We start from the raw sequence: 24,983 nt of genomic DNA on the forward strand, positions 1-24,983 counted from the left end.
TACCCGCATCTACCGACCTTAAGGCTAGCCTTAAAGCTAGATCCTCGTCGGATACCTGCAACTCAACAAGGCGGCCCACCCCGGAGGAATACGATTCAAGTTACGCCTATCAGCAAACTAAAACTCCCTTGGACGCGATCCTGCACATAAGGACGCTTTTGAAGGCCCAAACCATCTTCGTAAGTCAGTATGACTTCTCAAAATACTTTGATTCTATCCAACACTCCTATTTGGCTGCACTGATTGAGAAGGGCGGCCCTTTTTTGACCACTCATATGGAGCGCGCTGTTCTTCGTGCTGCAATGACTCATGAGTACAAGGAAGGAGGAAAGGCCCCTGAAACCAGGTCGGTGGGTATTCCACAGGGGAACAGTCTGTCCCTCTTTTTAGCAAATGCCGCAGCACATCCTTTGGACGAGGAGTTGGGCAGATTGAACGGCGCCTTTGCGCGGTTTGCAGATGACTCCGTTATTATTAATTACAGCTACGAAGACGCTCTTGCGTGTGCGAGTGCAATTCAACGCTTCTCGGAACGGAGCGGAGTCGGCATAAATCATCAGAAATCGAGCGGAATACGCATCTTTTCCGAACAGCCTGCGGAGTTAGCGAGCATCAAACAGTTCGACTTCCTCAGCTATAGTTTTCATCGAGACGGCCTTCATGTCAGTGATAAGGCCCTTGGAGCAATTAAGCGTCGGTGCGCGCGAATTATCTACAACCACCTGCTGCTTCATCCGAGACGAACGAAGTCGTTTGAAACAAAGCGGATTGGTGCTGGATTCCGGGATTGGGACCTACTGACCTGTTTGAATGAGCTTCGTGCCTATGTCTACGGCGGGCGTTCCCAAGACGATATCGACGACTATCTTGCGGGCACTGAAAACATATCCAACCTGAGCGGAGCCATTTCCTATTTTTGCTTAGTCGAAGACGGCGCGGTTTTCCGAAACCTTGATGGCTGGCTTGTCGATTCTCTGTGTCGGGCGTATGAGGCCCGCAGAGCACTTCTTCTATCCTTTCCTAAAACACTTGCCTCGCTTGTTGCGCTTAAGGCGATGAAGAGAATTTCGGAGAGAAAGATGATCGACGGTACATGGTATGATTTCCCTAAATTGCCGTTGGACACTCGGATCCCTAGTTTCTTCACGGCGTGGCGTGCTGCTAGGAAAAGTTGGATGCGGCATGGCCTGGGTGGAGTCGACACGACTGGAACGGGTTACTCATACTGATGTCAGACGAAATCAATTATTATAAGCAGCTTGCTGAAATTATGTATCGCACTCGCGGCTGCAGATTCGGGGCCGCGTCGTCAATGGAAGTGAAAGAGCGATGGAGCGTTGGCACCGTTGCTTTTCTCTCTGTTTACCTGTTGGCGTGGTCTATTTTCTCTATGGCGTTTCCTGAGATCATCACCACGAAGCATGCGAGCTTTTACTCCGCCATCTCTGCGATTGCCTCCGTTGCATTGTTAGTCGTCTCGTTGATGGACTACGCTTTTAGTCGCTCTGTGCAAGCTGAAAAGTTTCAGCAGAACGCGCTCCAAATATCTGTTTGCATGAGAGAATTGGAAAGAGAATTGGCGACGGCGAAGCCCAACGTGGCTAAATTGGCGAAAATAGCAGCAACGTATGAGCGGCATATTAGCGAAACACAAGTGAATCACACGAGCATGGATTATACTCATTGGCGATATGATTCTGCTAAACCCAATGGGCTTTATTCGAGCCTATGGTTTCCTGTTCGGCGATTACTCTTCCGTTGCTGGTTTTATTTTTCCTCGATGTTCATGCACGTATTCCTGCTCGTCGCGATAATCGTGCCGACCGTTTGGTATACGGTCCATTTTGTTATTTCGAATGGTCTTGTAAAATAGGGCGCATTAACTTGAAGCGGTTTAACGCCGTAAGCGTCTCCGAAATTAGATTCTCGCTGCGTACTCCTTCGCTGCGCAGAGCAAGAAATTCCCTCTCTTGAGCGTCAGCTTCGATTTCAATCCACCAGGAACGTGGTCGGCCGGGACTTCCAGGATGCCAACGGTATCCCCGGGTCCTCAATGTATCGCGCATCTCAAATGGTGCCACGACTGAAATTCGTATGCTTGGCTTCCGAGCATGCGAAAGTAAATCGAGAAACACCGGACTTTCGGTGTGTGGAAAACTTGAAGTCAAGACGTTGAAAAGCCCTATACAGTCATCCATCGCCCGGTGACCGTCGTGAAATCGCCCAAACTGGCCGAGGATATAAGCCAGTTTGGAGCCTTCAAATCCCCTTGCTCGCCAATTAACTTCACTCATCGAACAGGCCCATGACTTCTCAGCGAAGACATCGGTTAGCCGTTCGCAAAAGGGGCGGTCAAATGCAGCATTGTGGGCTATGACCAAGGCGGACGGCTGAATGAATGCTTCGAGAGCTTTTCTGTCTATAATCTTGCCGGCCACGTCGTCGTTCGAAATGCCCGTTAGCTCAGTTATCGCGGACGATACGGGGCGCTGAGGTTGCTGTAGACCGCTAAACGTCCCAATGACATTCTTAGGCCTGCCGTCGTCTCCGTAAGAAAAAGCGACCATCCCGATTTCGATGATTTCATCTCGCTCCAAATCTAGACCTGTCGTCTCCACGTCTACAATGACAGCAATCTTGTCTTGAACAGACGTTCGGTCGGCAATTGGCCCGAGCGCTGCGCGCCTCAGGACCCGAAAATCACCGGTAGCTTCAAGTTCACGTATGCAGTCTTCGTATCGATGATCGACCATGTGCAACTAACCTAGAGCAAATCTCAGACCTTTACTGTAGGGTGAGAATGTAGTCTTTCAAGCCGTGGAGGGTACGCCCGCAACGCGTTCGCCTGCTTCCAGCGGCGTAATTTTCGCACAAGTGCGTTTGCACGGGCTCCGCGATGTTATGGTCTAAGTGCCTGTACCAGTCCTGCCAATGGGCTAAACCTGCTTCCCCGCAATAATCTCCTGCAACGTCGCCACATGCCGCGCAAAGGCGACGCGGCCGGCCGCAGTCGCGGTCACCGTGGTCTGCGGCTTCTTGCCGACGAACGCCTTCTCCACCGACACGTAGCCCGTAGGATGGGTTGAGCCCTTGCGAAACCCATCGCACTTGTTTCGTGATAACGTCCGTCATGACCTCGTACCGCCGCAACTTCGTTTCGGGTGGGTGTTTCTTCTTCACCGTCAACCTGGCGGAGCGGAAGCTAGCGTTGCTGACGGATCATATCGGGTTGTTGCGCACGGCGTTGCGTGAAACGCACCGACGCCATCCATTCACGACCGATGCCATCGTGGTGCTGCCGGATCACCTTCACACGGTGTGGACGTTGCCAGAAGGTGATGCCGATTTTGGAATGCGCAGGCAGTTGATCAAATCCACCTTTTCGCGCGGTCTGGCGCGCAACGAGAGGATATCCCCAAGCCGCGCGGCTAGAGGTGAACGGGGCATCTGACAACGCAGATATTGGGAGCATACCATTCGCGACGAAGCCGATTTCGGCGCTGCATGTAGACTATGTTCATATCAATCCGGTCAAGCACGGGCTCGTCGACAGAGTCCGTGACTGGGCGCCCTCCTCGCTTCATCGCCACATAAAGCTCGGCAATTATCCGGCCGATTGGGCCGGCGATCAGTCGGATGACGGCCGCGATTTCGGAGAACGGGGATAGAGAAGCGATGGGTTTCGCAAGGGCTCAACCCATCCTACGAGCTGAAGACGTCAGCTAGGAAGCCAAGAGCGGGCGCTTCCGGAACCATCATCGCTCGATCATCCCGCAGGCCCCGCTCGCCGAGTCGCACAACGGGCGTGAATAGTATGATGTATGCAAGATCCTGCTTGCGCGGCGAGACGCCGGCAGCGTCTCCGCAAATGTCCGTGCTTGATCTCGACCAATGGCTCTGTTTGGATAGTTGCGTTTCGCGCAACTCGTATTCGGATAATCATAGTGAATGAAAGAGATGGATACCGGCGTTCAATGGATGCTCTTTCACAAGAGAAAGCATCCGTGACCCTCTACCGTACCGGCATCGGGAATCGGCTATTGGCGGCGCTGCCGCCGGCGGATCTCGGCTTGCTCACGCCCCACTTCCAGAAGGTCTCCTTTGAGCCAGATGCCGTTCTGGTGCGCTCGGGGGATGAGATGGACCCGGTCTATTTTCCCCATAGCGGCGCAATCGCCTTCATGCTCGATATGCCGGACGGGCAAACGGTCGCAACCACCTTGATGGGACGGGAAGGCGCTTTGGCCTCTTTCTCCGTACTCGGCCCATCGCTTTCATCCGTGACCGCGATTGCACGCATGGCGGGCACAGCATCATTGATTTCCGCCGCCAAATTTCGGGATGCCTATGCGCAAAGCGCGGCCATCAGGAATGTCGTTCAGCTCCACGCCCGCGCGGTGTTATTGCAACTCCAGCACGTAGCCGCTTGCAACGCGCTGCACCGGGTGGATGGCCGCATGGCGCGGTGGCTTCTGCAGCTTCACGACCGCGTTCCCGATGACCTCCTCCCGGTGACGCAGGAGGCGCTTGCGCAATTGCTTGGGGTCCGGCGGACGACAGTGACTCTGACGATGAGCAAGCTACGCGAGGCCGGAGCCGTCCCCTCCGACCGGCGCGGATTTGTTGAGATCGACCGGGCGCGACTCGAGAGGGTCGCATGCGACTGCTATGCGCTTATGCAGCGCAAGATCGATCGGATGTATTGCCAGGAATTGTCGGCGCCCCAGCCTACCCGTGCGCCGTTCCGGGAAAACGCCATCGTCTCGTCCGGCGGAGCGAGGGGTGAATCCAGAGCCGTTTCGCGGGCGGAGAAGTAGAGACCATGCGATGACCGCCTTCGGTCAGAAGCTGCCATTAGGTAGCAGTCGGCGCAGATCCGCAACGGGTCACAAGCCGTCGATCACGCCCGTGGTGGGAGACTTCCGCTTTGCGTTAGTAAGCCGACGTTTATGAATACACGTCCTAGCTCTGCTTCCCCGCGATGATCTCCTGCAATGTCGCAACATGCCGCGCGAAAGCGACGCGGCCGGCGGCGGTGGCGGTGACGGTCGTCTGCGGCTTCTTGCCGACGAAGGCCTTCTCCACCGACACGTAGCCTGCCTTGGCCAGCGTCTCGATATGCGGGCCGAGATTGCCGTCGGTGGCGCCGGTGAGCTTCTTCAGCCGCGCGAATTCGGGGCGAGGCGAGTCATCTCATGGCTTGACATCGTAGGAATGAATGTCGCTCGCCATATCATTTGACTGTGAAGTTCTCCTTCACACCCTGTGAGTTTTATCCTGGATAGCCCCTATCGAGCATGCGTCCTATCTCTCCTCAGCAATTTCAAAGCTCTCACAGGAGACACTGAGATGAACGACATCCCCGCAAAGCGCGATGAACTCCACCAGAAAGAAGTTTATTCGCCGCCTTCTCGACGGCTTTCTGAGCAGAACGCGGGCGGATTACATCGTCGAGCGTTTCTAGCTGCAAGTGCAGGCGCCACGGTTCTGCTTGGGGGCCCGAGTTCTGCGCAGGTCCAATCCCCGGTTGCCTCTGCTCCAACGGGTTCGGGCACAATGCCAAGCAATGTCAGAGTGGAACGCGTGGACGGCTCAATTCTGCTGATCGGCATTCGGCAGGAGACCGACCGTGTCGACCTATCAAGCGTCATTGGCTTGGGTCGCCTGATGTATATGCTCGACCACGATGACGCGCTGCGCGTCGCAGTCCTCTACTCCCAAGGCTCCGACTTCGTTGGCGGTGTGCTCGATCCTGACAGTTGGGCGCCAGTCTTGCGCACGGGCAAGTTCCCGGAAATGTCTGAGTTCATCAATCCCGTCGGCACGATACCTCCTCGCAGGCAGAAGCCACTCGTCGTCGCCGTCCAGGGCAAATGCCAGGGTGCAGGCCATGAGCTTTTCCTGGCGGCAGATGTCCGCGTTGCAGCGAGCGATACCGTGTTCGCCCAACCAGAGGTCACCCGCGGACACTTCCCTGCTGGGGGTGCACCGATCACGTTCGTCCGGGAAGCGGGTTGGGCAAATGCGATGCGCTACATGCTGATAGGCGACGAATGGAGCGCCGATGAGGCCTACCGAATGGGATTGGTTCAATACGTGACGCCGCCCGGAAAGCAACTTGATCGGGCGATCGCAGTCGCTCGCAGGATATCGGCCGCGGCTCCGCTTGGAATTCGAGCGACAATCGCGTCGGCCCATCGCGCGCTGAGCGAAGGTCAGGAAGCCGCGTACGCGGCGCTGTTTCCTGAACTGGCTCGATTGGCTCAGAGCGACGATCACCAGGAATATTTCCGGGCGCTTGGGGAAAAGCGTGCTCCCGCCTTCCGCGGGCGCTGACCGCCACACCGGGGCGGCCGAGTGAGTGCAGGCGTCAACGGCGCCGAGACTTGGCGTGATGGTCAATGAAAGCGCGCAGTTTCGGCAAGATTTGGCGCTTGCTCGGATAATAGAGAAAAAGGCCGGGAGTTGTCGTGCCAAAGCGCGTCAACACCGCCTGCAATCGGCCCTCCGAGATATGAGCCTTAACAGGTGGGCCAGGCACCTGCGCAAGTCCCAAACCCTCCACTGCCGCTTCGATCAGCGTCGGATAATCGTGCGCGACAAGCGGACCCGAGACGACTGCCTCGATCGTTCTGTTGCCGTCGAGAAACGACCACGGCACGACTGATCCGTTCGGCCGGCGCAGACGCAGGCAGGCATGGCCACGCAGGTCGTCGATAAGCTTCGGTCGTGTCCGTGCGCGCAGATAATCGGGACTCCCGACAACGACGAACGGGAAGGGCTGGGAAAGCCTGACCACAATCATGTCGGCGTCGATGAACTGACCCATCCGGATGCCGGCGTCAAATCCTCCGGCGGCGAGATCTACTCGCTCCTCGCTGGCAGCAATCTCCACTTCGATCTCGGGATAAGCCTTGCAGAACGAGAGGATGACCGGCTGCAGGATCAGCGGAACGACCGCTCTGGGAACGGCGAGCCGCAAAAGCCCGACGGGACGTTGCCCGAGTTCGCGCACGGCAGCTCCGGCCGCGATGAGCTCTTCAAAGGCTGGTCTGGCGCGGGACAGGAATTGCTCGCCAGCTTGAGTGAGGCCGACACTGCGCGTTGTGCGAACGAACAGGGCAACGCCCATGCGCGCCTCGAGCGCGCGCACCGCCTGGCTCATCGCCGATGGGGTGATGCCCAGCTCTGCGGCCGCCTTTCGAAAGCTGCGGTGCCGGGCAACGCTGAGGAATGCCTCCACACCATCGATCGTGCCCTGCTTCATTGTGAAGTTCTGCTTCATGGCTTGTCCACTTTATAGCGGATAGTGGACCGACGAAAGCTTTCTTAAGTTCAGTTGCAGAGCGAGACGCCACGCCGGCGGGTGACTTGGTTGCCTATCGCGCCAGAGTCGGAGCCTGAAAACGATGACGCAAGTCCGGAACGCCGCCCTCACCTTCATCCTCATAGGAGCCCTTGCCATGACTGAAGCATCCATTGCCCAAACACAAAACCTATCGCCCGTAACAACTGGGGTGATGGTTATCCTGACGGCCAAGAGCAACGTCACACGCGAACAGGTCATGGCTGTAATGCCGGCCGAAGTCCGACAGACCGTGCAGCTCTACGTCGGCGGGAAAATCCGGGAATGGTTCTCGCGTGCCGATGGCCGCGGTGCTGTCTTCTTGCTCGACACCAGGGATGTGGCGGAAGCGCACGCGATCATGGATGATCTGCCGCTGGCCCGGCAAGGCCTCGTCGATCACGAGTACATCGCGGTCGGTCCGTTGCTGCCCCTTCGGTTGCTTCTGGCCAGCCCGGAACGCCCGCAATAGCGAGGAGGCAGAGAAATGCCCGCCATCAACCTGCCATTTGTTCTGAGCGTCGTCGGCGCCTTCCTGACAAGTTCAGCGATCGGTTACATCTATGTCTGGCCATGGCTGCGTAGCCTGCCGCGATTTGAGGCTTTGCGATTGATTGCGGCCTTTCATGCCTTCAGATTCTTTGGGATGAATTTCCTGGTGACTGGATTTGTGTCGCCGGAATTGAATCCGGATTTCGCCCGTCAGGTCGGATGGGGCGATTTCATCGCCGCGGCCTTGGCCCTTGGCTCGATGGCGGCACTCTCCCGGCGCTGGTCGATCGCCATTCCAGCTGTTTGGGTCTTCAATGTCTGGGGCACGATCGACCTCCTGAACGCATACTACATGGGAGTGACACAACTCAGAGATCCCGGTCTGATGGGCGCAGGGATTTACGTGCCCGCACTTTACGTCCCCTTGCTACTTGTCAGTCACGTTCTGATCTTTCTGCTTCTGTTTAAGGTCGGACCAGCGGAAGAATACTCGTCGACTCCGGCGCCGGCTCGCAACTAAGTCTCTTCGCATCCCGTACAACCCGGTGACGTATGCGCAGCATAGCGATGTGGGCCTGGTGGCAAGCGAACAACGAGCGCGCCAGCTTCGGAAGATCAGACCTATTGGAAGATCAGACCTGCTTCCCCGCAATGATCTCCTGCAACGTCGCGACATGCCGCGCGAACGCGCCGCGGCCTGCCGCGGTGGCGATGACCGTGGTCTGCGGCTTCTTGCCGACGAAGGCTTTTTCCACCGATACGTAGCCCGCCTTGGCCAGCGTCTCGATATGCGCGCCGAGATTGCCGTCGGTCGCGCCGGTGAGCTTCTTCAGCCGGGAAAACTCCAATCCTGTCGCGGCCGGCAGCGCGTTCAGTGCCGCCATGATCTTCAGCCGCAACGGCTGGTGGATGATGTCGTCGAGCTCGGCCATCAGATCCGCCGCATCCAGAGGCCGCCGAGGATCAGGCCTCCGCCATTGACGAAGGCCATCCAGAGCGGGAACGCCTCGCCGATGTAGAAGTAGCCGATCAGCGTCAGCGCGGAGATGCCGACACCGATCGCCATGAAGGCATAGCCGAACCAGAGACCGGCCAGCGTATAGAACAGCATGAAGTAGAGCGGCCAGAACGTGCCGAGCTGGCGCGGGCCGAAGTGACCGATCACGTTGGTGCACAGATAACCGAAGGCGAAGAACAGCACGAACACCAGAAGCAGTCTGACGTTGAAAGCGGCGCCATGGGAGTGATGCGGCGGATTGAAAATGCGCAGCGCCACCAGACCGCCGGCGCCCAAAGTGTCCGCGGCGACCCAGGCGTAGACCGCATAGACCGGCCAAAGCCAGGTCACGAGATTGGCCGCGAACACCAAGAGGCCCCACCAGACGGCAGCAAAGCTCGCCAGCTCATAGAGCTGCGATTGCTTCACGCGCTGGACGATGTCGTCGATATCGGCCAGCGCCGCGGACGCTTCCTTGCTGTCGATCATGACTGCCTTGCCCCGCGCGTCGCCACATCGTCGGCGATGACCGAAATCGCCTTCGGGTTGGTGACGATGCCCATATGGTTGATGCCGTCGATGATCTTGACATCGACCGACGGTTTGATGGCCTGCACGACTTCCGCATATTTGTCCGAGATCATCATCTCGTCCTCGGCGCCGCCGAAGATCGTGACCGGACGTGTCGTCGCCGGAAGATCGATGCGATAGCCGCGCGTCGCGAAATTGCGCGTCAGGCGATCGGAATAGGTGGAGACGAGGTACTTTGCCGAAGTCGCGGGCACGGCGAGCGCGAGCACCGGAAGCTGCGAACAGCAGTCGATGCCGAGCTTGCGCAGCGTGGCGAGCGCGAAGAAGCGCGGCAGGTCGACATTGGCCCAGCCGCCGGCATGCGGCTTATTGGTCGGGGCGTCATAGCCGAGATAGGGCGCGAGCAGCACGGTGCGCACGAACATGTCCTGCATGATCGGCGTCGCGGCGATGCGCAGCGAGAAGCCGGCGCCGGCGGAATGGCCGATCAAGGTGAGCGGCAGCTCCGGCGCGGCCTTGCGCACCTCGGCGACGAAATCGACGAGGTCGTCTTCGAGCTGGCCGACATAGCCGATGTCGCCGCGCGTGCCGGAGCCGCCATGGCCGCGGATGTCGAGCGCCCAGGTCTCCACTCCGCGCGAGGCGATGGCATGGGTCAGGGCATGATTGACGGTGCCGCTGGAGCCGGACGAGCCATGGATGAAGATCGCGCCGCGGCCGGTCGCGGGGCCGTTGGCAGCGTAGTGGCGGAAACCGATCCAGGTGCCGTCGCGGGCCTGGAAGCGCTCTAGGGGCGGGAGGGTGGACCAATCGATGCCCTTGGAGGAGTCGGAGACCGATCGCATCTCGGGCGGCCGCGTCAGCGGGGTTGCGATCATCGCGGCCAGGATCAGCGCCACGGCGCCGACCGCACAGAGGGCCCATTTCATTCCGTTCAACACGCCGCGCAGCAATCGAACTGCCATGATCCACTCCCCTCAAACCGATCAACTATAGAGAACTCTATATGACAGAGTACTCTCTTGGTCAATCCCCGGATTGGCGCGGCGCCGCAAAAATCCTTAACGTCGGGTCTGATCCCCAAATGCCGAATCGTTTGCCGATGCCTTCAGCGGAACCCCTGCTCAACACACCCGAATTCACCGTTTCCGAGCTCTCGCAGTCCCTGAAACGGACGGTTGAGGACACCTACGGCCATGTCCGGGTCCGCGGCGAGATCTCCGGCTTCCGCGGCGCGCATTCCTCCGGCCATTGCTATTTCGCGCTCAAGGACGAGAGCGCCAAGATCGAGGCGGTGATCTGGAAGGGCGTGCACGGCCGCATGCGCTTCAAGCCCCAGGAGGGGCTCGAGGTCATCGCCACCGGCAAGCTCACGACCTATCCGGGCTCCTCGAAATACCAGATCGTGATCGAGGCGCTGGAGCCGGCCGGCATCGGCGCGCTGATGGCGCTGATGGAGGAGCGCAAGCGGAAGCTCGCCGCCGAAGGCCTGTTCGACGAGGCGCGCAAACAGCTTCTGCCGTGGCTGCCGGAGGTGATCGGCGTGGTGACGTCGCCGACCGGCGCCGTGATCCGCGACATCCTGCATCGGCTGGAGGACCGCTTTCCCCGCCACGTGCTGGTGTGGCCGGTGAAAGTTCAGGGCGAAGGCTCGGCCGAGCAGGTCGCGGCCGCGATCCGCGGCTTCAATGCGCTGCCGGAGGGCGACAAGATTCCGCGCCCGGACGTGCTGATCGTCGCGCGCGGCGGCGGCTCACTGGAGGATCTGTGGTCGTTCAACGAAGAGATCGTGGTCCGTGCCGCGGCCGAGAGCATGATCCCGCTGATCTCGGCGGTGGGGCATGAGACCGACATCACGCTGATCGATTTCGTCGCCGACAAGCGCGCGCCGACGCCGACGGCGGCGGCCGAGATGGCCGTGCCGGTGCGCAGCGATCTCTTTGTCGAGGTCGGCGATCTCGGGCGACGCACCCGGTCCTGCTGGCAACGCGGCCAGGAGAGCCGTCGCAGCGAGCTGCGTGCGGCCGCGCGCGCGCTGCCGGCGGCAGGCGATTTGCTGGCGATCCCGCGGCAGCGGCTGGATTCGGCAGGTGCGTCCCTGCCCCGCTGCCTCAAGGCCAATACGCACGCGCATTTCCGCAGGTTCACCGCCGCAGGCGCCAAGCTGACGCTGCGGGTGCTGCATGGCCAGATCGCGCAGGCCGATCATCGCCTCACGGTGTGCGGCGAGCGACTCGGACTGTCCACGCGCTCGCTGCTGCGGCGGCGGCGCGACCGCTTCGCCGGGCTGGAGGTGCGCTTGCGCGCCTCGAAGCTCTCCAATGCGCAGGCGCAGCGCAACGCGATTGCGCGCCAGCGCGAACGCACGCATCGCCTGGCCGAGCGCGCGGGCCGCGCGCTGGTGACGCTGTTGCAGCGGCTCGACGCCCGCGTCGAGAACAGCGGCAAGCTGCTCTCCGCGCTGTCTTATCGCGGCGTGCTCGCGCGCGGCTTTGCGCTGGTGCGCGACGAGGCCGGCCATCCCCTGCATTCGGCGGACACGATCGGGCCTGGTGCAAGAGTCGAGATCGAGTTTGCGGATGGACGCGTGGGTGCGACCGCGGATGCGGATCGTGCAGCACCGACGGCAAAACGCGCGCCGGCGCAAGCCAAGGCGGCGGCGCAGGAGGCGAAGCCAGCGCCAAAGCGCGTGGGCAAGCCGGTGGATCAGGGGAATTTGTTTTAGCTGGAGCGACGGCATCGCGTCACCCTCGGCGTCATTCCCCGCGAAAGCGGGGAATCCAGTACGCCGCGGCTTCTCGATCAATCACAGGCGTCTCGGCGTACTGGATCGCCCGGTCAAGCCGGGCGATGACAGTGAGTGTGTGGGACGCGTGCCACGAAATCGCTGTCGTAGCCCGCATGAGCGTAGCGACATCCGGGACCAGCGGCCCCGGATATCGCTACGCTCATCCGGGCTACAAGACTGCGCGTCTCAGCGGCAGGACAAGCCCGCGTCGATCGTGGTCCAGAAACCGCAATGTTCCGGCGCGAGTTGTGGCGCGCCGGCATGGGCTTCGAACAGATGGGCTTCGAACAGGAAGACCGCGACGGTGAAAACGATCAGGGCGGAGGAGAACAGGACGAAGCGGTTGCGCATGGGACTGCGTTTAATCGACATCGTGGTCGAATGATGGCGTCGGCACGGGCTGAAACCCACACGGCGCGGGATCCGTAGAGTCACGGTCGGCCATTTTCCGTGCAGGGCGGTGGTCGATGCGGGGCTGTCCGCTGTTGTTCCCAAGGGCGGCCCCGCTCGGCACATGTAGCCCGCACGAGCGCAGCGATATGCGGGACGGACCTACCCGGATATCGCTACGCTCATCCGGGCTACGGCACTGCCGTCACCGCGCCAGCCACTCCGCAACTTCCTTCTGCGATTCCGCGCGCGCTGCCGCATCGGTGCCGAGATGGCCGTGCTCGGGCGTGGCGGCGTCGGTGCTGCCGGCAGCTGCGTGCAGCGGCGTGTTGGCGCGGTCGAAGTCGTGATAGGCGCCGGGATAGACCACGATGCGCGCGAGCGCGCTGCGGCCATGCGCGCCATCGACCATCTGGCGGCAGGCCGGCGGCGACGAGACGTCGTCATTGCCGCCGATCAGCACCAGCGTCGGCACCCGTGTGCTCCAGCCGAGGCCTGCGGAAATCCTGCAGTCCGGATAGAACGCGATCGCGGCGCGGAAATCCGGGCCCACATCGCGCGCCAGGCTCTGCGGACGCACGGCCCAAAGCAGCGCGCTGGCGCCATTCGCCCACCCCATCAGGCTGACGCGGTCGCGCGCAACCCAACTCTGCCGCATCAACCAGGCGCGCGACGCCGCGATGTCGGTGACGCGTTCGCGCCGCGCCTTGACGTGGATGTCCTTGACGCGGCATTGCGGCCCGAGCTCACGCGAGCCGTAGCTGTCAGGGAGCAGGACGGCGTTACCGGACTTGAGCAGCCGCTCGGCCCAGTCGCGATAGCGCGGCAGCACGGAATCGGAATGGCCACCGAGCCCGCCGCAGCCATGAAGCGCGATCACGGTCGGAAACGGCCCCGCGCCCTCGGGCTTGTAGAGCTGCGCATGCAGCACGCCGGACGCCAGCGGAATCTCGACCGGCTGCGGCGCCGGCGACGCGTGCGCGGCCGAGATCAGGAACGTCAGGAACAGGGCGGTGAACGGAAGGCGCATCGAACTTTGCCGTTGGATCCTTCGCTCAAGCACTATCACGCGGAAACGGCGCCAAAACATCACAAACCGGTGGGTTTACCGGGCGGACAAGCCACCCTATTTATGCTACATCCCGTCCAACACATCGTGCCCTCCAAGGTGACCCCGGAGCGGCCTTCCACGGAGACTTTCGACCGTGCTGAACAAGTTCGGCCCCTCGGGCCATGGCGAAGCGCAGGTGCAATATCTCGACGGCGATTTCCGCGTGATCTCGCCGGGGACTTTCGTGCGCTGCGCGATCACCGATACGCGCATCCCGCTCGACGAGTTGAAATACTGGAGCGTGGACCTGCAGGAAGCCTACGCCACACCCGCCGCCGTGCTCGAGCGACATTACCCGGGCGCGCCCAAGCCGCAAGCCTGAGGCCGCGGGCGCGCGTCTATTGCTGCTCCGCGCCATCCGTGCCCACGCAGGTTTTGATGAAACTCTTCCTGGGCTCGCCGACGATCTTCTGATCGATCGCCTGCTTGAGGCAATCCAGCCGCGCCTGCGCCATGCAGAGCTGCATCTGGTCGCGCTTGTCCTGTCCCTTCAGGTTCTGAGTTGTCGCGAGGCAGGTGACGCGCTTGGTCGCGGGCACCGGCACGGTGGTGGTTTGAGGAGCCGGCGGAGTCGTTTGTGCAAACACCGGCGCAATGATCAGACACACAAGGCTGGCGGCAACGGCGGCGAACGGCAACTTCATCGAACTCTCCTGGTCGTATGAAACGGTTAGGAGTTTTGCGATGAACGACGCGTGAATGGCAGGCTGCTGTGTCGGATGGGCAAAGCGCAGCTGCCCTGCCGGCACAGCACGAGCGGTGCAGCTTTTTCACGAGGCATGTTCGCACGCACCAGAAATGCTGCTCGCACAGCCGAGACGATTTCCGTTATGCCGATCCGCGTTGCATCGAAGAGTGCTTGCACTCCGTGGTTAGCCATTTCGCGTTGTGGTTGGATTCTTTGTTGCGATTGGCGCTCTTAGGTTGTTTGACGAAGTCTTGGTGAAACAAAGCGCCGCTATGCTTCATCTTAGGTAATTGGCCCTGCTCTTTTTATCGCACAGACAATCAAGTCAACCAAACGGCCACTGAGCTCTGGAATTGGCGCAGTCTGTGAACGGGCTCATATCGAAGAGCCATCTGTCGGGCTACGATCACCTCGAAAATTCGCGGTGGATTATTTGTAAATCGAAAATCAACGATGGGGGTGATCATGCCCACCATACTAGACCTGCTCTATCGTGAATATTGCCGCGCCCGCCTCGCTGAAATGCGGAAACAGCTTCTGATCGCAGCTGAACGCTTTGAAGCTCTCGAAGCGCATCATCATCCGGATCAGGGTGACGATGAGAGGACGGACACACAGCGCAAGACCGGTCGCCGCGCGCCGAATTGAAGCGGCCCGAGACCGGCGATCTCTCCCGCGTAGCAGTGACCAAGCAGTTGGCAACAGTTTGGGAGGCAGCAATGAATACACCCGAGTACTATACCGCCATGGTAGCCTGCGCCTCGTGCCTGACCATTATCGGATTGATGGCCGTTGGGGCGTGGTGAGCATGATTGACTGCTGAACCGCAATCGCAGGCCGTTGCCGAGGTCGCTGGCAAGCACGTCCGGTCGGACGACGGCGCGGACGCAGCACGCAGCGTACAGCATGGTTCGTCAACGGAGGCTGGAAGGCCTTCGCCTCGGCTTGCAAACATTATTCCTGCTGTGAGGTGAGCGTTGCCGCCGTTTCGGACTGCGGCGGCTTCGCTTCAGATCCGGATGTCAGCTTCCGGGCGGGGTATACGAAGAGCGCAGCTTCGCCGCGTTCTGGCGGACCTGCTTGATCTCGTCCTGCGTGAACAGCCGCGTCAGTTTCACGTTCTGCAGGGTGCCCGCCGTGACGGTCAGGCCGGAAATGGCCGGAGCCGCACCCGGATCAGGCACATCGAAAATCACCAAAACGCCTGGGCCGTCGGCCGCAACGCTGAACATCGAAATCAGCTTTCCGCCGGCCGCTTCGATAAGTTTTCTTGCCGCCTCCTGACGATCGGTCTTGGGGTTCTCCAAAATGGCATTGAGAGCGCGTGGTGTGTATTGTCCGGTGAGGCAAAAATGCATGGCATGTTCTCCTCTGGGTTTTTGGCAATGACTTTCCCTGCCGTTCCGAACTCGTCGTTACGGCCGCTGCATCTGAAATGATGAAGGTACTGCCCGCCGTGGGCATAAACGCCGTCGATGATTTCCGGGAGTTCGGCACGTCCCGGTGACGGCTCTCATGAAACGCTACATCAACTCCCGAACGTGCGGAAGAGAATTCGTCAGCCGCGACATGTCACCTCGGTTGCCACATATCGCACCCGCGCATGAAATGCTTTTCGTCACACCGTGCGTCCACAACGAGCGCGGTTCGCCCGCCGTCCGACATTATCGCCTGCCGAATCTTCGCTCGCGCGCCTTGTAGAGATGATCGCTGATCAGTTGCCGGAGCGTAGCCGGGTCGTCGAACTCGAGCTGGACGGCGAACGGCACGATGCCGTCCGGCACGCCTTCGCGGCCGTGCAGACGCGCGAGATCCTTTTCCGTCGTCACCAGTGTTTGCTGCTCGCGCTGCGCCTCCGCGGCGAGAGTTGCGATCTCGTCGTTCGAAAACATGTGATGATCGGCGAAGGCGCGCGTGCGTGCGACTTCGATACCGCCAGTGCGCAAGCTGCGGAAGAACCGTTCGGGATCGCCGATGCCGGCGAACGCGAACACCGGCTTGCCCAACAGTCTTGCGACCGACCCGGCGTCGGGTTTCAGCCGCGCGCGCAGCTCCGGCTTGTTGCGCCTGGCAAGCTCGGCGGCGACAGCGTCGGCGGCGCGGCCGCCGCCGATCAGGACCAGCGCGTCGGTGCGCGCAAGCTGCGCCTTCAGCGGCGCACGCAGGGGACCGGCCGGAAACACCTTGCCATTGCCGAGGCCGCGCTCGCTGTCGATCACGATCAGCGAGGTGTCCTTGAGAAGACGCGGGTTCTGGAAACCGTCGTCCATCAAAATCACGGTGGCGCCTTGCGACTTCGCCAGCACGACGCCGTCGAGACGGTCGCGCGCGACCGTGACAGGGACGTCGCGCGCCATCATCAGCGGCTCGTCGCCGACGTCGGACGCGGTGTGACGCATGCTGTCGACCATCACCGGGCCCTTGAGGCTGCCGCCATAGCCGCGGCTGAGCACCACCGGCGTCTCGCCGAGCTCGCGCAAGAGCTTCGTCAGCGCCAGCACGGTCGGCGTCTTGCCGGCGCCGCCGACATGGTAGTTGCCGACGCAGATCACGGGGATGCCGGCGTCGACGCCCTCGCGCAGCATCCGCCGTTCCGTGATCGCGCCGTAGAGCGCACCCAGCGGCCCCAATGCGTACGATTCGAGGGAACGTGGCCGGTACCAGAAGGCCGGCTCACGCATTGGCGGCCCCCATCTCGATCCGCAACTGCAAGAGATAAGGCTCGAGCGCGGTCATGGTGCGGTTGAGCGCGCCGCCGAGATCCTCGACCACGCCGGCGCCCGACTGCTGGACGTTCTTTCGCACGGCAGGATCGGCGAGCAGCTGGCCGAGCTGCTTGATCAGTAGTTCCTGCGTGTCGGCTTGGCGCGCGCCGCCGCTGTGATCGAGCGCCTCGTAGACATCGGCGAAATTGAAGACGTGTGGACCATGGACGATGGCCGCGCCGAGCTTGATCGCTTCGATCGGATTCTGGCCGCCATGATGGATCAGCGATCCGCCCATGAACACGATGTCCGAGAGGCGATAGAACAGGCCGAGCTCGCCCATGGTGTCGGCGACATAAACGTCGGTGGTCGCGGTCGGCAGCTCGTCGCGCGAGCGCAGGGCCGGCTTCAGGCCGGAGGCCGTGATCAGGCCTGTGATCGAGGAGCCGCGATCCGGATGGCGCGGCACGATCACGGTCAGGAGCTGCGGGAAGAAACCGGTGAGGCTGCGATGCGCCGCCACCAGCATCTCCTCCTCGCCCGGATGGGTCGAGGCCGCGACGATGATCGGACGCCCGCGCGTCATCGCCATCAGCCGTTCGAGCTTGGCGGGATCGGCCGGGGGCGCCGGCACGTCGAGCTTGAGATTGCCCGTGGTGACGACGTCGCGGCCGCCGAGCGTCGAGAAGCGCTCGGCATCGGTCTTCGACTGCGCCAGACAAATGTCGAACCGCGACAGCAGCGCCGAGATGGTGCCTTGCATCCGGCGCCAGCGCGGGAACGAGCGCGGCGACATCCGCCCGTTGATCAGCACCATCGGCACGCGGCGCGCGGCGCCGGCCAGGATCAGGTTCGGCCACAGATCGGATTCGATGAACAGCGCCAGCGACGGCTTCCAATGGTCGAGGAAGCGCGCGACATAACGCGGGGAATCATACGGCACGTATTGATGGATCACGTCGGGCGGAAAACGCTTTGCCACAATAGCAGCCGACGTGACAGTGCCCGAGGTGAGCAGAATGCGCAGGTTCAGATCGCGCAAGCGCTCGATCAGCGCCGCCGCGGCGAGGACCTCGCCGACGCTGGCGCCGTGAATCCAGACCAGCGGACCGTGCGGCCGCACGTCCCGGGACAGACCCCGCCGTTCGCTGACCCGCGCGGGATCTTCCTTGCCCTGCTTCAGGCGCCGCTTGATCAGCACAGGCGCGAGCGGCACCAGGCCACGCGCCAGGCGCCGGTACATCCGCAGCGTCAACGGCAGCGAGCCGGGCAGCGATTTAGGCATCTGCAGGTCCCGGCCGGCCGAGTTGCGCATAGGCTTGGCGGGTCGCCTCGTTCAAGGTCTCCTCCAGCTCGAGCCGCAGCGCTTCCATGGTGGCGGCGTTCGCATCCGGCGGAACGTGGATTTCCTTGATGCCGACCAACGCGCCCCGCCCGAACGGCAGGTTGATGGTGGTGCGGTCCCAGTTCTTGAGCCGGATGAAGCGGCTGGTCGCCATCGCAAAAGGCATGATCGGCCGCCCCGATTCCCGTGCCAGCATGATGATGCCGAGCCCGGCCACGCGCGAGCGCTTGGGGACGTCGGCGGTCAGCGCGACATTACAACCGTCCTGGAGCGTCCGCACCATTTCCTTGAAGGCACCGACCCCGCCTTTGCGGTGAAACGCGCCGCCATGGTCTCCGGACCCGCGGATGGTGCCGATGCCAAGCCGCTCGGCGGCAATCGCGTTGAACTCGCCGTCGCGGTGACGGGAGATCAGGACCCTGGCCTTGTACCAGTCCTTGTTCTTGATGAAGGGGGTGAGGAAATGCTGGCCGTGCCAAAACGCGAAGATCGCCGGGATCTGCGGCTCGACGCGGTCATAGACGTCCGGCGGATCGAACGTGAATTTGTTCGTCCGCCAGACCAGACGCAGATATTCCGCCGCCAGGATTCCGACGGCACGCTGAACGAAGCTGCTCCTCAGCGTATTGCGAAGCAGCTTTTTCAACGCGCCGGTTCTTGATTCGGGTCGAGCAGCCGATGGAGATGGACGATGAAATAGCGCATCTGCGCGTTGTCGACCGTGCTCTGCGCCTTGGCGCGCCAGGCGGCGTGCGCGGTCGCATAGTTCGGATAGAGGCCGACGATCTCGACGTCGTCGAGGTTCTTGAAGGTGTTGTGCTCGAGATCGACGAGCTCGCCGCCGACGACGAGGTGGAGCAGTTGTTGCGGGGCACTATCTGGCATCGGTTCTGTTCCTAACGGGCTGCCCGGCAAAGCAGTGTTCGACAAGCACGAGAAAGCGCTTCACGGCAAGGGGCGGTTTCGAAAATGCGAGACAATGTTCGCATGACGATCGCGACCCGCTGCCACCAGCACCCCATGCGTGACTTGCCGGCGGTTATAGAGGATGGGATCTCCGGAGAGATCGCTCATCCTACCATCGGCTTCCTGCACGATCAAATCCGCCGCCGCAAGGTCCCAATCATGACTGTTGCCGCCCGCAAAAGCCGCATCCAGCGCGCCATGGGAGACCCGGCACAGCCGCAGCGCGAGCGAACCGATTCGCGGATGCAGCTTGATCTCGCCCAGTGACGGCTTCAGGCGCTCGACCAGGGGCTTCGGACCCGCGACACGCGAGAAGTCGAGCTCGGACCCAGCCGTCGCCCGCACCGGCACATCGTTGAGGATCGTGCCCTGGCCGCGGGCGGCGAAGAAGAACTCATCGCTGGTCGGCGCGAACACCGCGGCCAGCACCGGCGAGGCGTCCTCAACCAGCGCGACGCTGACGCACCATTCGTCGTGGCCGTTGAGGTAGTTGCGGGTGCCGTCGATGGGATCGACGATCCAGGTCATCCGCCGCGACAGCCGCACCTCATCGTCGGCGCTCTCCTCCGACAGCCAGCCATAGTCGGGCGTCGCCGCGCGCAGGCGCGCTTCCAGGAGATCGTTGACGGCGATGTCGGCTTCCGAGACCGGCGAGGACGCGCCCTTGGTCCACTTCTTCAGCTCGGTGCGGAACATCGACTGCGCGAGTGCGCCCGCCTCCCGCACCGTGTCTTGCAGCAGCGCCGCGTCGCGCGTCAGGATGGCTTCGCCTGTTGCGTTCGCGTCAACGTCCGCCAAGCGTCAAACCCTCGATGCGCACCGTCGGCGCATTGACGCCGTAGCGGAACTCGAGATTGTTCGCCGGCTGCATCGACTTGAAGATCTCGAACAGATGGCCGGCGATCGTCACCTCGCTCACGGGATAAGTGAGTTCGCCGTTCTCGATCCAGAAGCCGGAGGCGCCGCGGCTGTAGTCGCCAGTCACGCCGTTGACGCCCGAGCCGATCAAATCGGTGACGTAGAAACCCTGCTTGATGTCGGAGATCAGTTCGGCCGGCGTCGGCGTGCCGGGTTCAAGATGCAGATTATACGGCCCGGGCGACGGCGAGGAGGAGACGCCGCGATGGGCATGGCCGGTGGTGGTGAGACCGAGCTCACGCGCGGTGGCGCAATCGAGCAGCCAGGTCGTCAGCACGCCTTCGTCGATCAGCGCGATCTTCTTCACGGCGACACCTTCAGCGTCGAACGTCTGCGAGCGCAGGCCGCGTTTGCGCAGGGGATCGTCGATGATGCGGATGTTCTTGGCGAACAGCTGCTGGCCGAGCTTGTCCTTCAGGAAGCTGGTCTTGCGCGCAATCGAAGCGCCGTTGATGGCGCCGACGACGTGACCGACCAGCGAGCCCGCGACGCGCGGATCGAACACCACAGGCACTTTGCAGGTCTCGACCTTGCGCGGATTGGCGCGCGCCACAGTGCGCTCGCCCGCGGAACGGCCGACGATCTCGGGCGACAGCAGATCGGCACCATGCGGCGCCGAGGTGAAATCGTAGTCCCGCTCCATGCCGGTGCCGTCGCCGACAATGGCGGTGGCGGAGATGCCCTGGCTGGAACGCAGGTAAGAGCCGTGGAAGCCGGTGCTGGTGACGAGCACCATGCCGCCCATTCCGGCAGAGGCCGAGGCGCCGCCGGATTTGGTCACGCCCTTCACTCCGAGCGCCGCAGCCTCGGCTTCGAGCGCGCGGCGCTCGAGTTCCGAGGTGGCGGGCACGTCAGGGTCGAGCAGATCGAGATCGGGAAAGTCGCGCGCGAGCAATGCGGGATCGGCAAGGCCGACATATTTGTCGTCGGGCGCAACACGCGCCATCGCAACCGCTCGCTCGGCAAGCTTGGTCACGGCATCGCCGCTGGCGTCGTTGGTGGAGACCACCGCCTGGCGCCGGCCGACCAGCACGCGCAAGCCGACATCATCGCCCTCGGAACGCTCGGATTCCTCGACCCGGCCGTCGCGGACCTCGACGCCTTGCGAGACGCCACGCACGGCGACCGCATCGGCCGCATCCGCGCCGGCGCGCCTGGCAGCCTCCACCAGCCGCTGCGCGAGATCGGAGAGCGCAGACTGGTCGAACAGGTCGCGGCTGGCTGTGGACGAATTCTTGGGTGAAAGCGTCGAGCTTGGTGAAGGGTTCACAAACGAAATCCTGTTGGGGCGGGCTGCGGGACCGGAACCCACAGATGTGCCCTGATCGCGCGGACTTCAAGCATTTTCAACCCACCAAAAGCTCAGATTCGCACCTTGCGCGCAACGTCTCGTCAATCATGCGCGCCAAGGTCTTGTCAATCATGCGCGGCGGTGAGGTTGGATTAACCAGCCTTTTTAAGCGGTTTCGGAAAGGCCCGCGCTAAGGTCCTCGCATCGACCGGGAACATAATCCTGGCGGGGAGAACTAAAGCCGTGAGGCGTCAAACAGCAACAAGCGGGATCACTCCCGCCGGGTCGAGCCGCTCCCTGCGGCTCGACCCCCTTTCCCTTCCGGTCCGCTTCGATGCGCATGATCCGCGCGCCGACGGATATGTCCGGCAGATCGAGCTTCATCGCGAACGTGTCGTGCTGCACCGTGCCGTCCGCGGCATGCGGATGGCGATCAACGTCCGCGTCAGCGACTTCATCGGCGTCGCGCTGCGCGGCAACGACGAGGCCCAGACCCTCGTCCTCGTGCATCGCGATCCCTCGCTCTCCATTCCGCTGCTGGTCAGCGCCGATGGCGACGAACTCGTTGAGGCCTGGGCGATCTGGAGCGAGCTGTTCGCGCTTCCGCAGCTCGACGAAGGCGCACGCCAACCCGCGCCGCGGCGTCGCCGCGCCAACGCGATCCGCCACCGCCGTCCGAAATTTCTGATGCGCCGCCGCACCGGTGTCGCACGCGAGTTGTCGGTGCATCGCGACGAGCGCGAGATCATCGCGCGGAGTTAGGCCGCTCGCAGCACCGCGTCGGCCAGCAAACCCGCAAAGAGCAACAGCCCCGCATCGCGATTCGAGTAGAACAGGCGCTTGCAGAGATCGCCGTCGCTGATATTCAGCCGCGCGATCTGCGAGGCCAGATGCACGGCGAAGGCCCCAAGTCCGAGCCAGGCCGGCCAGCGCGCATCGCCCGACGCCAGCGCCACGCCGATCAGCAGCATCGCCAGGCCGTAGAACAGGATCAGCGCCTGGTGCGTATGCGCGCCGAACAGGCGCGCGGTGGACTTGATGCCGATCAGCGCATCATCCTCTGCGTCCTGATGCGCGTAGATCGTGTCGTAGCCGATCACCCAGGAAATCGCGCCGGCATAGAGCACGAGTGCGGTGACGTCGATGCGCCCGAAGGTGACGGCAAATCCCATCAGGGCGCCCCAGGAGAACGCAAGCCCGAGCACGATCTGCGGCCACCAGGTGATGCGCTTCATGAACGGGTAGATCGCGACGATCAGCAGTGAGGCAATGCCGGTCAGGATCGCGAAGCGGTTGAACTGCAGCAACACCACGAGCCCGATCAGCGCCTGCGCGACCATGAAGGCCAGCGCCTGCTTCGCGCTCACCTGGCCCGACGGCAGCGGTCGCGAGCGGGTGCGCTCGACCTTGTCGTCAAGATCACGGTCGGTGATGTCGTTCCAGGTACAGCCTGCCCCCCGCATCACGAAGGCGCCGATGAAGAACAGGACGATGGTGAGCGGCAGCCCGCGGACGTCATGCGCCATGCCGGCGGCGAGCGCCGCCGACCACCAGCACGGCATCAACAGGAGCCAGGAGCCGATCGGACGATCAAAGCGGGACAAGCGCAGATAAGGCCGCGCCCATTGCGGCGCACGCGTATCGACCCAGTTGCCGGTGGAATCGGCAACTCGGGCGGATGTGTCGCTCATCGCGTCAGGACGTTGCCGTTGAGTGTATCGAAGGTGCTGCCGCCCTTCTTGCCGGCATTGGCCTCGGGCGCCGAGCCCGAACCCAGCACTTCGCTCAGCGACGGACCGGCCGGTCCGCGCGGCTGGTTCTGCATCTGCTGCGCGACGTTGCAGACCTTCGCCGTCATGGCCTCGGTGTTCTTGTGGCCGTCCTTCATCTGCGCGCCGACCTGCGCCGGAATCCCGCATTTCGAGGCGTTGGCCTCGATGTACTTGATCATCTTGGTCTCAGCCTGGCTGAAGTTGCGGATCAGCTTGCAGGCCTCGTCAGGTGGAGCGTGACGGTCGCTCGCGGCCTTGATCAGCTTGCCGCGCTTTTCGGCATCCTCGCGCAGAGGCATGAACGCCTTCATGCAGTCCTCGCCGGGACCGGCTTGCGTCGGCGGCGCGGCGCTGAAGGCGCCGGCGCCGCCGACAGGCGCGGCGCCGTTTACGGGGAAGGACGATTGCGGCGCGCCGCCGACGGAGGCGACGGGCGCCGAGCCGTTCACGGGCGGAAACGCGGAACTTGTTGGGGCCTGGCCCGGCAGCGGCGCGGGGAAACCCTGCGCATAGGCACAAACGGCGCCCATCGTGACCATGGCGGCAGTGATCGGAACCATCAAATGACGGATCATCAAGGCAGTCTCTCCGGCAGGAGCTTGCGGGGTTCGGCGTCTTCCCAATTGAAGCGCAACCAGCGTGCTCGCGATTTTACGATTCCCGCCGGCCCTTAACAACCCGTTGAATAGGGCAGGAGCGCGGCGCGCCGACGCACCATTTTGGCAAAATTTACCCCGAAAGTACTGCTTTCGGTTAAGAACGGCGGCAAATTGGACTTTTGAACGATGCCCTCCCACGATTTCCGCGGCCCCCGCCTGTTCGTCGATGCCCCCCTGGCCCAGGATGGCAGGGTCGAGCTCGACCGCGACCAGAGCAATTATCTCGGCAATGTGCTGCGGCTTGCCGCCGGGGCCGAGGTCTTGGCGTTCAACGGCCGCGACGGCGAATGGCAGGCCGCCATCGAAGGCCGCAAGCGGCCGGACGGCCTCGTCATCCTCCAGCAGACCCGGCCGCAGGACAGGCTGCCCGACCTCTCTTACGTCTTCGCCCCGCTCAAGCACGCCCGGCTCGACTACATGGTGCAGAAGGCCATCGAGATGGGCGCTGCCTCGCTTCAGCCGGTTCTGACCCGGTTCACCCAAGCTTCCCGCGTCAATACCGAGCGGATGCGCGCCAATGTCGTCGAGGCGGCCGAGCAATGCGGCATTCTCAGCATCGCCACCGTTGCCGAGCCGGTGCCGCTGGAGCGCTTCCTGACCCAGCGCGCCGCTGGCAGGCTGCTGATCTTCTGCGACGAGGCGGCGGAGCTCGAAAACCCCATTCAGAGCCTGCAAGGCGCAGGCGCGGCAGAGGGAATCGACGTGCTGATCGGCCCCGAAGGCGGCTTTGCCGGGGAAGAGCGGGCGCTGCTGCTGCGGCAGCCGAATATCCTGCGGCTGGCGCTGGGACCGCGGATCATGCGGGCCGACACGGCCGCGGTGGCCGCGCTGGCGCTGGTGCAGGCGGTGCTGGGCGATTGGCGTGGCAAAATGGCCTGATGCCGATATTGGCCGACCGTTAAGCGATTGATCCTTTGGAGGTCGAAACCGCTTTCGGGCCATGCTAAGGCCTGCGGCAATTCGCTCCCCTTGCTTGCCCTGCCCG

28 protein-coding genes and 3 pseudogenes are annotated in these 24,983 nt (G+C 62.4%); 12 read left to right on the forward strand and 19 right to left on the reverse strand.

Annotation, left to right across the window (positions count from 1 at the left end; genetic code table 11):
- Both ABIB80_RS25065 and ABIB80_RS25070 read left to right on the forward strand, forming a co-directional pair.
- On the forward strand, window positions 1-1,229 hold a 1,229-nt coding region (locus tag ABIB80_RS25065), incomplete at its 5' end, for a reverse transcriptase domain-containing protein (protein ID WP_354128658.1).
- A complete protein-coding gene (locus tag ABIB80_RS25070) occupies window positions 1,229-1,873 on the forward strand; it encodes an SLATT domain-containing protein (RefSeq protein WP_354128659.1) in 645 nt (214 codons plus the stop codon). The genes ABIB80_RS25065 and ABIB80_RS25070, both read left to right, overlap by 1 nt.
- On the opposite strand, the gene ABIB80_RS25075 is transcribed toward ABIB80_RS25070, so the two are convergent.
- Together ABIB80_RS25075 and ABIB80_RS25080 are read right to left on the reverse strand one after the other, a co-directional pair.
- Window positions 1,848-2,753 (reverse strand): 3'-5' exonuclease, encoded by a 906-nt coding sequence (locus tag ABIB80_RS25075; protein ID WP_354128660.1) that lies wholly within the window; start codon window positions 2,751-2,753, stop codon window positions 1,848-1,850. The genes ABIB80_RS25070 and ABIB80_RS25075 overlap by 26 nt on opposite strands.
- A gap of 183 nt (window positions 2,754-2,936) precedes the next feature.
- A pseudogene (locus tag ABIB80_RS25080) lies at window positions 2,937-3,071 on the reverse strand (transcriptional regulator); the annotation flags it as partial.
- A gap of 59 nt (window positions 3,072-3,130) precedes the next feature.
- Between ABIB80_RS25080 and ABIB80_RS25085 the strand changes: the two are divergent.
- A pseudogene (locus ABIB80_RS25085) lies at window positions 3,131-3,668 on the forward strand (REP-associated tyrosine transposase).
- A gap of 306 nt (window positions 3,669-3,974) precedes the next feature.
- Window positions 3,975-4,817, forward strand: coding sequence for a Crp/Fnr family transcriptional regulator (locus ABIB80_RS25090; protein ID WP_007596912.1), 843 nt, complete (start codon window positions 3,975-3,977; stop codon window positions 4,815-4,817).
- A 145-nt stretch (window positions 4,818-4,962) separates the two neighbouring features.
- Here ABIB80_RS25090 and ABIB80_RS25095 read toward each other — a convergent pair.
- Window positions 4,963-5,175, reverse strand: a pseudogene (locus tag ABIB80_RS25095) (winged helix-turn-helix domain-containing protein); the annotation flags it as partial.
- Window positions 5,176-5,349: 174 nt separating this feature from the next.
- Here ABIB80_RS25095 and ABIB80_RS25100 point away from each other — a divergent pair.
- Window positions 5,350-6,336, forward strand: coding sequence for a crotonase/enoyl-CoA hydratase family protein (locus tag ABIB80_RS25100; RefSeq protein ID WP_007596913.1), 987 nt, complete (start codon window positions 5,350-5,352; stop codon window positions 6,334-6,336).
- Window positions 6,337-6,370: 34 nt separating this feature from the next.
- On the opposite strand, the gene ABIB80_RS25105 is transcribed toward ABIB80_RS25100, so the two are convergent.
- Window positions 6,371-7,285, reverse strand: a complete 915-nt coding sequence (locus ABIB80_RS25105) for a LysR substrate-binding domain-containing protein (RefSeq protein WP_007596914.1) — start codon at window positions 7,283-7,285, stop codon at window positions 6,371-6,373.
- Between the two features lie 178 nt (window positions 7,286-7,463).
- On the opposite strand from ABIB80_RS25105, the gene ABIB80_RS25110 reads away from it, so the two are divergent.
- Together ABIB80_RS25110 and ABIB80_RS25115 are read left to right on the forward strand one after the other, a co-directional pair.
- Window positions 7,464-7,817 (forward strand): hypothetical protein, encoded by a 354-nt coding sequence (locus tag ABIB80_RS25110; RefSeq protein ID WP_354128661.1) that lies wholly within the window; start codon window positions 7,464-7,466, stop codon window positions 7,815-7,817.
- Between the two features lie 15 nt (window positions 7,818-7,832).
- Window positions 7,833-8,357 (forward strand): DUF8737 domain-containing protein, encoded by a 525-nt coding sequence (locus tag ABIB80_RS25115; protein WP_007596916.1) that lies wholly within the window; start codon window positions 7,833-7,835, stop codon window positions 8,355-8,357.
- Window positions 8,358-8,469: 112 nt separating this feature from the next.
- Here the strand turns inward: ABIB80_RS25115 and ABIB80_RS25120 are convergent, their stop codons facing one another.
- From ABIB80_RS25120 to ABIB80_RS25130, 3 genes are read right to left on the reverse strand one after another with little or no spacing between them, the layout of a single operon-like run.
- Entirely contained in the window at window positions 8,470-8,769 is a 300-nt protein-coding gene (locus ABIB80_RS25120) for a winged helix-turn-helix domain-containing protein (protein ID WP_007596917.1), read from the reverse strand.
- Window positions 8,769-9,323 (reverse strand): hypothetical protein, encoded by a 555-nt coding sequence (locus ABIB80_RS25125; protein ID WP_007596918.1) that lies wholly within the window; start codon window positions 9,321-9,323, stop codon window positions 8,769-8,771. The genes ABIB80_RS25120 and ABIB80_RS25125 overlap by 1 nt, the downstream gene beginning before the upstream one ends.
- Window positions 9,320-10,330, reverse strand: coding sequence for an alpha/beta hydrolase (locus ABIB80_RS25130; RefSeq protein WP_007596919.1), 1,011 nt, complete (start codon window positions 10,328-10,330; stop codon window positions 9,320-9,322). The genes ABIB80_RS25125 and ABIB80_RS25130 overlap by 4 nt, the downstream gene beginning before the upstream one ends.
- Before the next feature lie 137 nt (window positions 10,331-10,467).
- Here ABIB80_RS25130 and xseA point away from each other — a divergent pair, with 137 nt between their 5' ends.
- Window positions 10,468-12,090, forward strand: a complete 1,623-nt coding sequence (xseA, locus tag ABIB80_RS25135) for an exodeoxyribonuclease VII large subunit (RefSeq protein ID WP_354128662.1) — start codon at window positions 10,468-10,470, stop codon at window positions 12,088-12,090.
- 249 nt (window positions 12,091-12,339) lie between these two features.
- Here xseA and ABIB80_RS25140 read toward each other — a convergent pair whose 3' ends face one another.
- On the reverse strand, window positions 12,340-12,525 hold the full coding sequence (locus ABIB80_RS25140; protein ID WP_198288339.1) for a hypothetical protein: 186 nt from the start codon (window positions 12,523-12,525) through the stop codon (window positions 12,340-12,342).
- A gap of 223 nt (window positions 12,526-12,748) precedes the next feature.
- On the reverse strand, window positions 12,749-13,573 hold the full coding sequence (locus ABIB80_RS25145) for a dienelactone hydrolase family protein (RefSeq protein ID WP_219685584.1): 825 nt from the start codon (window positions 13,571-13,573) through the stop codon (window positions 12,749-12,751).
- Between the two features lie 175 nt (window positions 13,574-13,748).
- Here ABIB80_RS25145 and ABIB80_RS25150 point away from each other — a divergent pair, with 175 nt between their 5' ends.
- A complete protein-coding gene (locus ABIB80_RS25150) occupies window positions 13,749-13,976 on the forward strand; it encodes a DUF2093 domain-containing protein (protein WP_007596922.1) in 228 nt (75 codons plus the stop codon).
- Between the two features lie 16 nt (window positions 13,977-13,992).
- On the opposite strand, the gene ABIB80_RS25155 is transcribed toward ABIB80_RS25150, so the two are convergent.
- A complete protein-coding gene (locus ABIB80_RS25155; RefSeq protein WP_007596923.1) occupies window positions 13,993-14,298 on the reverse strand; it encodes a hypothetical protein in 306 nt (101 codons plus the stop codon).
- Between the two features lie 497 nt (window positions 14,299-14,795).
- Here ABIB80_RS25155 and ABIB80_RS25160 point away from each other — a divergent pair, with 497 nt between their 5' ends.
- Entirely contained in the window at window positions 14,796-14,990 is a 195-nt protein-coding gene (locus ABIB80_RS25160; protein WP_083869876.1) for a hypothetical protein, read from the forward strand.
- Window positions 14,991-15,364: 374 nt separating this feature from the next.
- On the opposite strand, the gene ABIB80_RS25165 is transcribed toward ABIB80_RS25160, so the two are convergent.
- From ABIB80_RS25165 to ABIB80_RS25195, 7 genes are all read right to left on the reverse strand, one after another.
- On the reverse strand, window positions 15,365-15,700 hold the full coding sequence (locus tag ABIB80_RS25165; RefSeq protein ID WP_007596925.1) for a GYD domain-containing protein: 336 nt from the start codon (window positions 15,698-15,700) through the stop codon (window positions 15,365-15,367).
- A 306-nt stretch (window positions 15,701-16,006) separates the two neighbouring features.
- Window positions 16,007-17,023: a tetraacyldisaccharide 4'-kinase gene (gene lpxK / locus ABIB80_RS25170; protein WP_007596926.1), complete on the reverse strand. Its 1,017-nt coding sequence runs from the start codon at window positions 17,021-17,023 to the stop codon at window positions 16,007-16,009.
- Entirely contained in the window at window positions 17,016-18,362 is a 1,347-nt protein-coding gene (locus tag ABIB80_RS25175; RefSeq protein WP_088941022.1) for a 3-deoxy-D-manno-octulosonic acid transferase, read from the reverse strand. The genes lpxK and ABIB80_RS25175 overlap by 8 nt, the downstream gene beginning before the upstream one ends.
- A complete protein-coding gene (locus ABIB80_RS25180) occupies window positions 18,325-19,038 on the reverse strand; it encodes a lysophospholipid acyltransferase family protein (RefSeq protein ID WP_007596928.1) in 714 nt (237 codons plus the stop codon). The genes ABIB80_RS25175 and ABIB80_RS25180 overlap by 38 nt, the downstream gene beginning before the upstream one ends.
- Entirely contained in the window at window positions 19,035-19,277 is a 243-nt protein-coding gene (locus tag ABIB80_RS25185; RefSeq protein WP_007596929.1) for a DUF4170 domain-containing protein, read from the reverse strand. Before ABIB80_RS25185 ends, ABIB80_RS25180 begins: the two co-directional genes overlap by 4 nt.
- Window positions 19,278-19,337: 60 nt before the next feature.
- Window positions 19,338-20,156: an inositol monophosphatase family protein gene (locus ABIB80_RS25190; protein WP_007596930.1), complete on the reverse strand. Its 819-nt coding sequence runs from the start codon at window positions 20,154-20,156 to the stop codon at window positions 19,338-19,340.
- On the reverse strand, window positions 20,143-21,546 hold the full coding sequence (locus ABIB80_RS25195; RefSeq protein WP_354128663.1) for a TldD/PmbA family protein: 1,404 nt from the start codon (window positions 21,544-21,546) through the stop codon (window positions 20,143-20,145). Before ABIB80_RS25195 ends, ABIB80_RS25190 begins: the two co-directional genes overlap by 14 nt.
- A 264-nt stretch (window positions 21,547-21,810) precedes the next feature.
- Between ABIB80_RS25195 and ABIB80_RS25200 the strand changes: the two genes are divergently transcribed.
- Complete coding sequence (locus ABIB80_RS25200; protein ID WP_007596933.1) at window positions 21,811-22,329, forward strand: DUF6101 family protein; 519 nt, start codon at window positions 21,811-21,813, stop codon at window positions 22,327-22,329.
- On the opposite strand, the gene ubiA is transcribed toward ABIB80_RS25200, so the two are convergent.
- Together ubiA and ABIB80_RS25210 are read right to left on the reverse strand one after the other, a co-directional pair.
- Window positions 22,326-23,258, reverse strand: a complete 933-nt coding sequence (gene ubiA, locus ABIB80_RS25205; RefSeq protein WP_007596935.1) for a 4-hydroxybenzoate octaprenyltransferase — start codon at window positions 23,256-23,258, stop codon at window positions 22,326-22,328. The genes ABIB80_RS25200 and ubiA overlap by 4 nt on opposite strands.
- Entirely contained in the window at window positions 23,255-23,914 is a 660-nt protein-coding gene (locus ABIB80_RS25210) for a hypothetical protein (RefSeq protein WP_007596938.1), read from the reverse strand. Before ABIB80_RS25210 ends, ubiA begins: the two co-directional genes overlap by 4 nt.
- Window positions 23,915-24,124: 210 nt before the next feature.
- Between ABIB80_RS25210 and ABIB80_RS25215 the strand changes: the two genes are divergently transcribed.
- Complete coding sequence (locus ABIB80_RS25215) at window positions 24,125-24,877, forward strand: 16S rRNA (uracil(1498)-N(3))-methyltransferase (protein ID WP_007596940.1); 753 nt, start codon at window positions 24,125-24,127, stop codon at window positions 24,875-24,877.
- Window positions 24,878-24,983 lie beyond the last annotated feature (106 nt).

This window comes from Bradyrhizobium sp. i1.15.2 (assembly GCF_040548425.1).
GTDB lineage: Bacteria > Pseudomonadota > Alphaproteobacteria > Rhizobiales > Xanthobacteraceae > Bradyrhizobium > Bradyrhizobium canariense.

Bases quoted from the DNA above. Each gene is read 5' to 3' on its own strand.
- ABIB80_RS25070 (WP_354128659.1), top strand. From the start codon at position 1,229: ATGTCAGACGAAATCAATTATTATAAGCAGCTTGCTGAAATTATGTAT.
- ABIB80_RS25075 (WP_354128660.1), bottom strand. From the start codon at position 2,753: ATGGTCGATCATCGATACGAAGACTGCATACGTGAACTTGAAGCTACC.
- ABIB80_RS25090 (WP_007596912.1), top strand. From the start codon at position 3,975: ATGGATGCTCTTTCACAAGAGAAAGCATCCGTGACCCTCTACCGTACC.
- ABIB80_RS25100 (WP_007596913.1), top strand. From the start codon at position 5,350: ATGAACGACATCCCCGCAAAGCGCGATGAACTCCACCAGAAAGAAGTT.
- ABIB80_RS25105 (WP_007596914.1), bottom strand. From the start codon at position 7,285: ATGAAGCAGAACTTCACAATGAAGCAGGGCACGATCGATGGTGTGGAG.
- ABIB80_RS25110 (WP_354128661.1), top strand. From the start codon at position 7,464: ATGACTGAAGCATCCATTGCCCAAACACAAAACCTATCGCCCGTAACA.
- ABIB80_RS25115 (WP_007596916.1), top strand. From the start codon at position 7,833: ATGCCCGCCATCAACCTGCCATTTGTTCTGAGCGTCGTCGGCGCCTTC.
- ABIB80_RS25120 (WP_007596917.1), bottom strand. From the start codon at position 8,769: ATGGCCGAGCTCGACGACATCATCCACCAGCCGTTGCGGCTGAAGATC.
- ABIB80_RS25125 (WP_007596918.1), bottom strand. From the start codon at position 9,323: ATGATCGACAGCAAGGAAGCGTCCGCGGCGCTGGCCGATATCGACGAC.
- ABIB80_RS25130 (WP_007596919.1), bottom strand. From the start codon at position 10,330: ATGGCAGTTCGATTGCTGCGCGGCGTGTTGAACGGAATGAAATGGGCC.
- xseA (WP_354128662.1), top strand. From the start codon at position 10,468: ATGCCTTCAGCGGAACCCCTGCTCAACACACCCGAATTCACCGTTTCC.
- ABIB80_RS25140 (WP_198288339.1), bottom strand. From the start codon at position 12,525: ATGTCGATTAAACGCAGTCCCATGCGCAACCGCTTCGTCCTGTTCTCC.
- ABIB80_RS25145 (WP_219685584.1), bottom strand. From the start codon at position 13,573: ATGCGCCTTCCGTTCACCGCCCTGTTCCTGACGTTCCTGATCTCGGCC.
- ABIB80_RS25155 (WP_007596923.1), bottom strand. From the start codon at position 14,298: ATGAAGTTGCCGTTCGCCGCCGTTGCCGCCAGCCTTGTGTGTCTGATC.
- ABIB80_RS25160 (WP_083869876.1), top strand. From the start codon at position 14,796: ATGGGGGTGATCATGCCCACCATACTAGACCTGCTCTATCGTGAATAT.
- ABIB80_RS25165 (WP_007596925.1), bottom strand. From the start codon at position 15,700: ATGCATTTTTGCCTCACCGGACAATACACACCACGCGCTCTCAATGCC.
- lpxK (WP_007596926.1), bottom strand. From the start codon at position 17,023: ATGCGTGAGCCGGCCTTCTGGTACCGGCCACGTTCCCTCGAATCGTAC.
- ABIB80_RS25175 (WP_088941022.1), bottom strand. From the start codon at position 18,362: ATGCGCAACTCGGCCGGCCGGGACCTGCAGATGCCTAAATCGCTGCCC.
- ABIB80_RS25185 (WP_007596929.1), bottom strand. From the start codon at position 19,277: ATGCCAGATAGTGCCCCGCAACAACTGCTCCACCTCGTCGTCGGCGGC.
- ubiA (WP_007596935.1), bottom strand. From the start codon at position 23,258: ATGAGCGACACATCCGCCCGAGTTGCCGATTCCACCGGCAACTGGGTC.
- ABIB80_RS25210 (WP_007596938.1), bottom strand. From the start codon at position 23,914: ATGATCCGTCATTTGATGGTTCCGATCACTGCCGCCATGGTCACGATG.
- ABIB80_RS25215 (WP_007596940.1), top strand. From the start codon at position 24,125: ATGCCCTCCCACGATTTCCGCGGCCCCCGCCTGTTCGTCGATGCCCCC.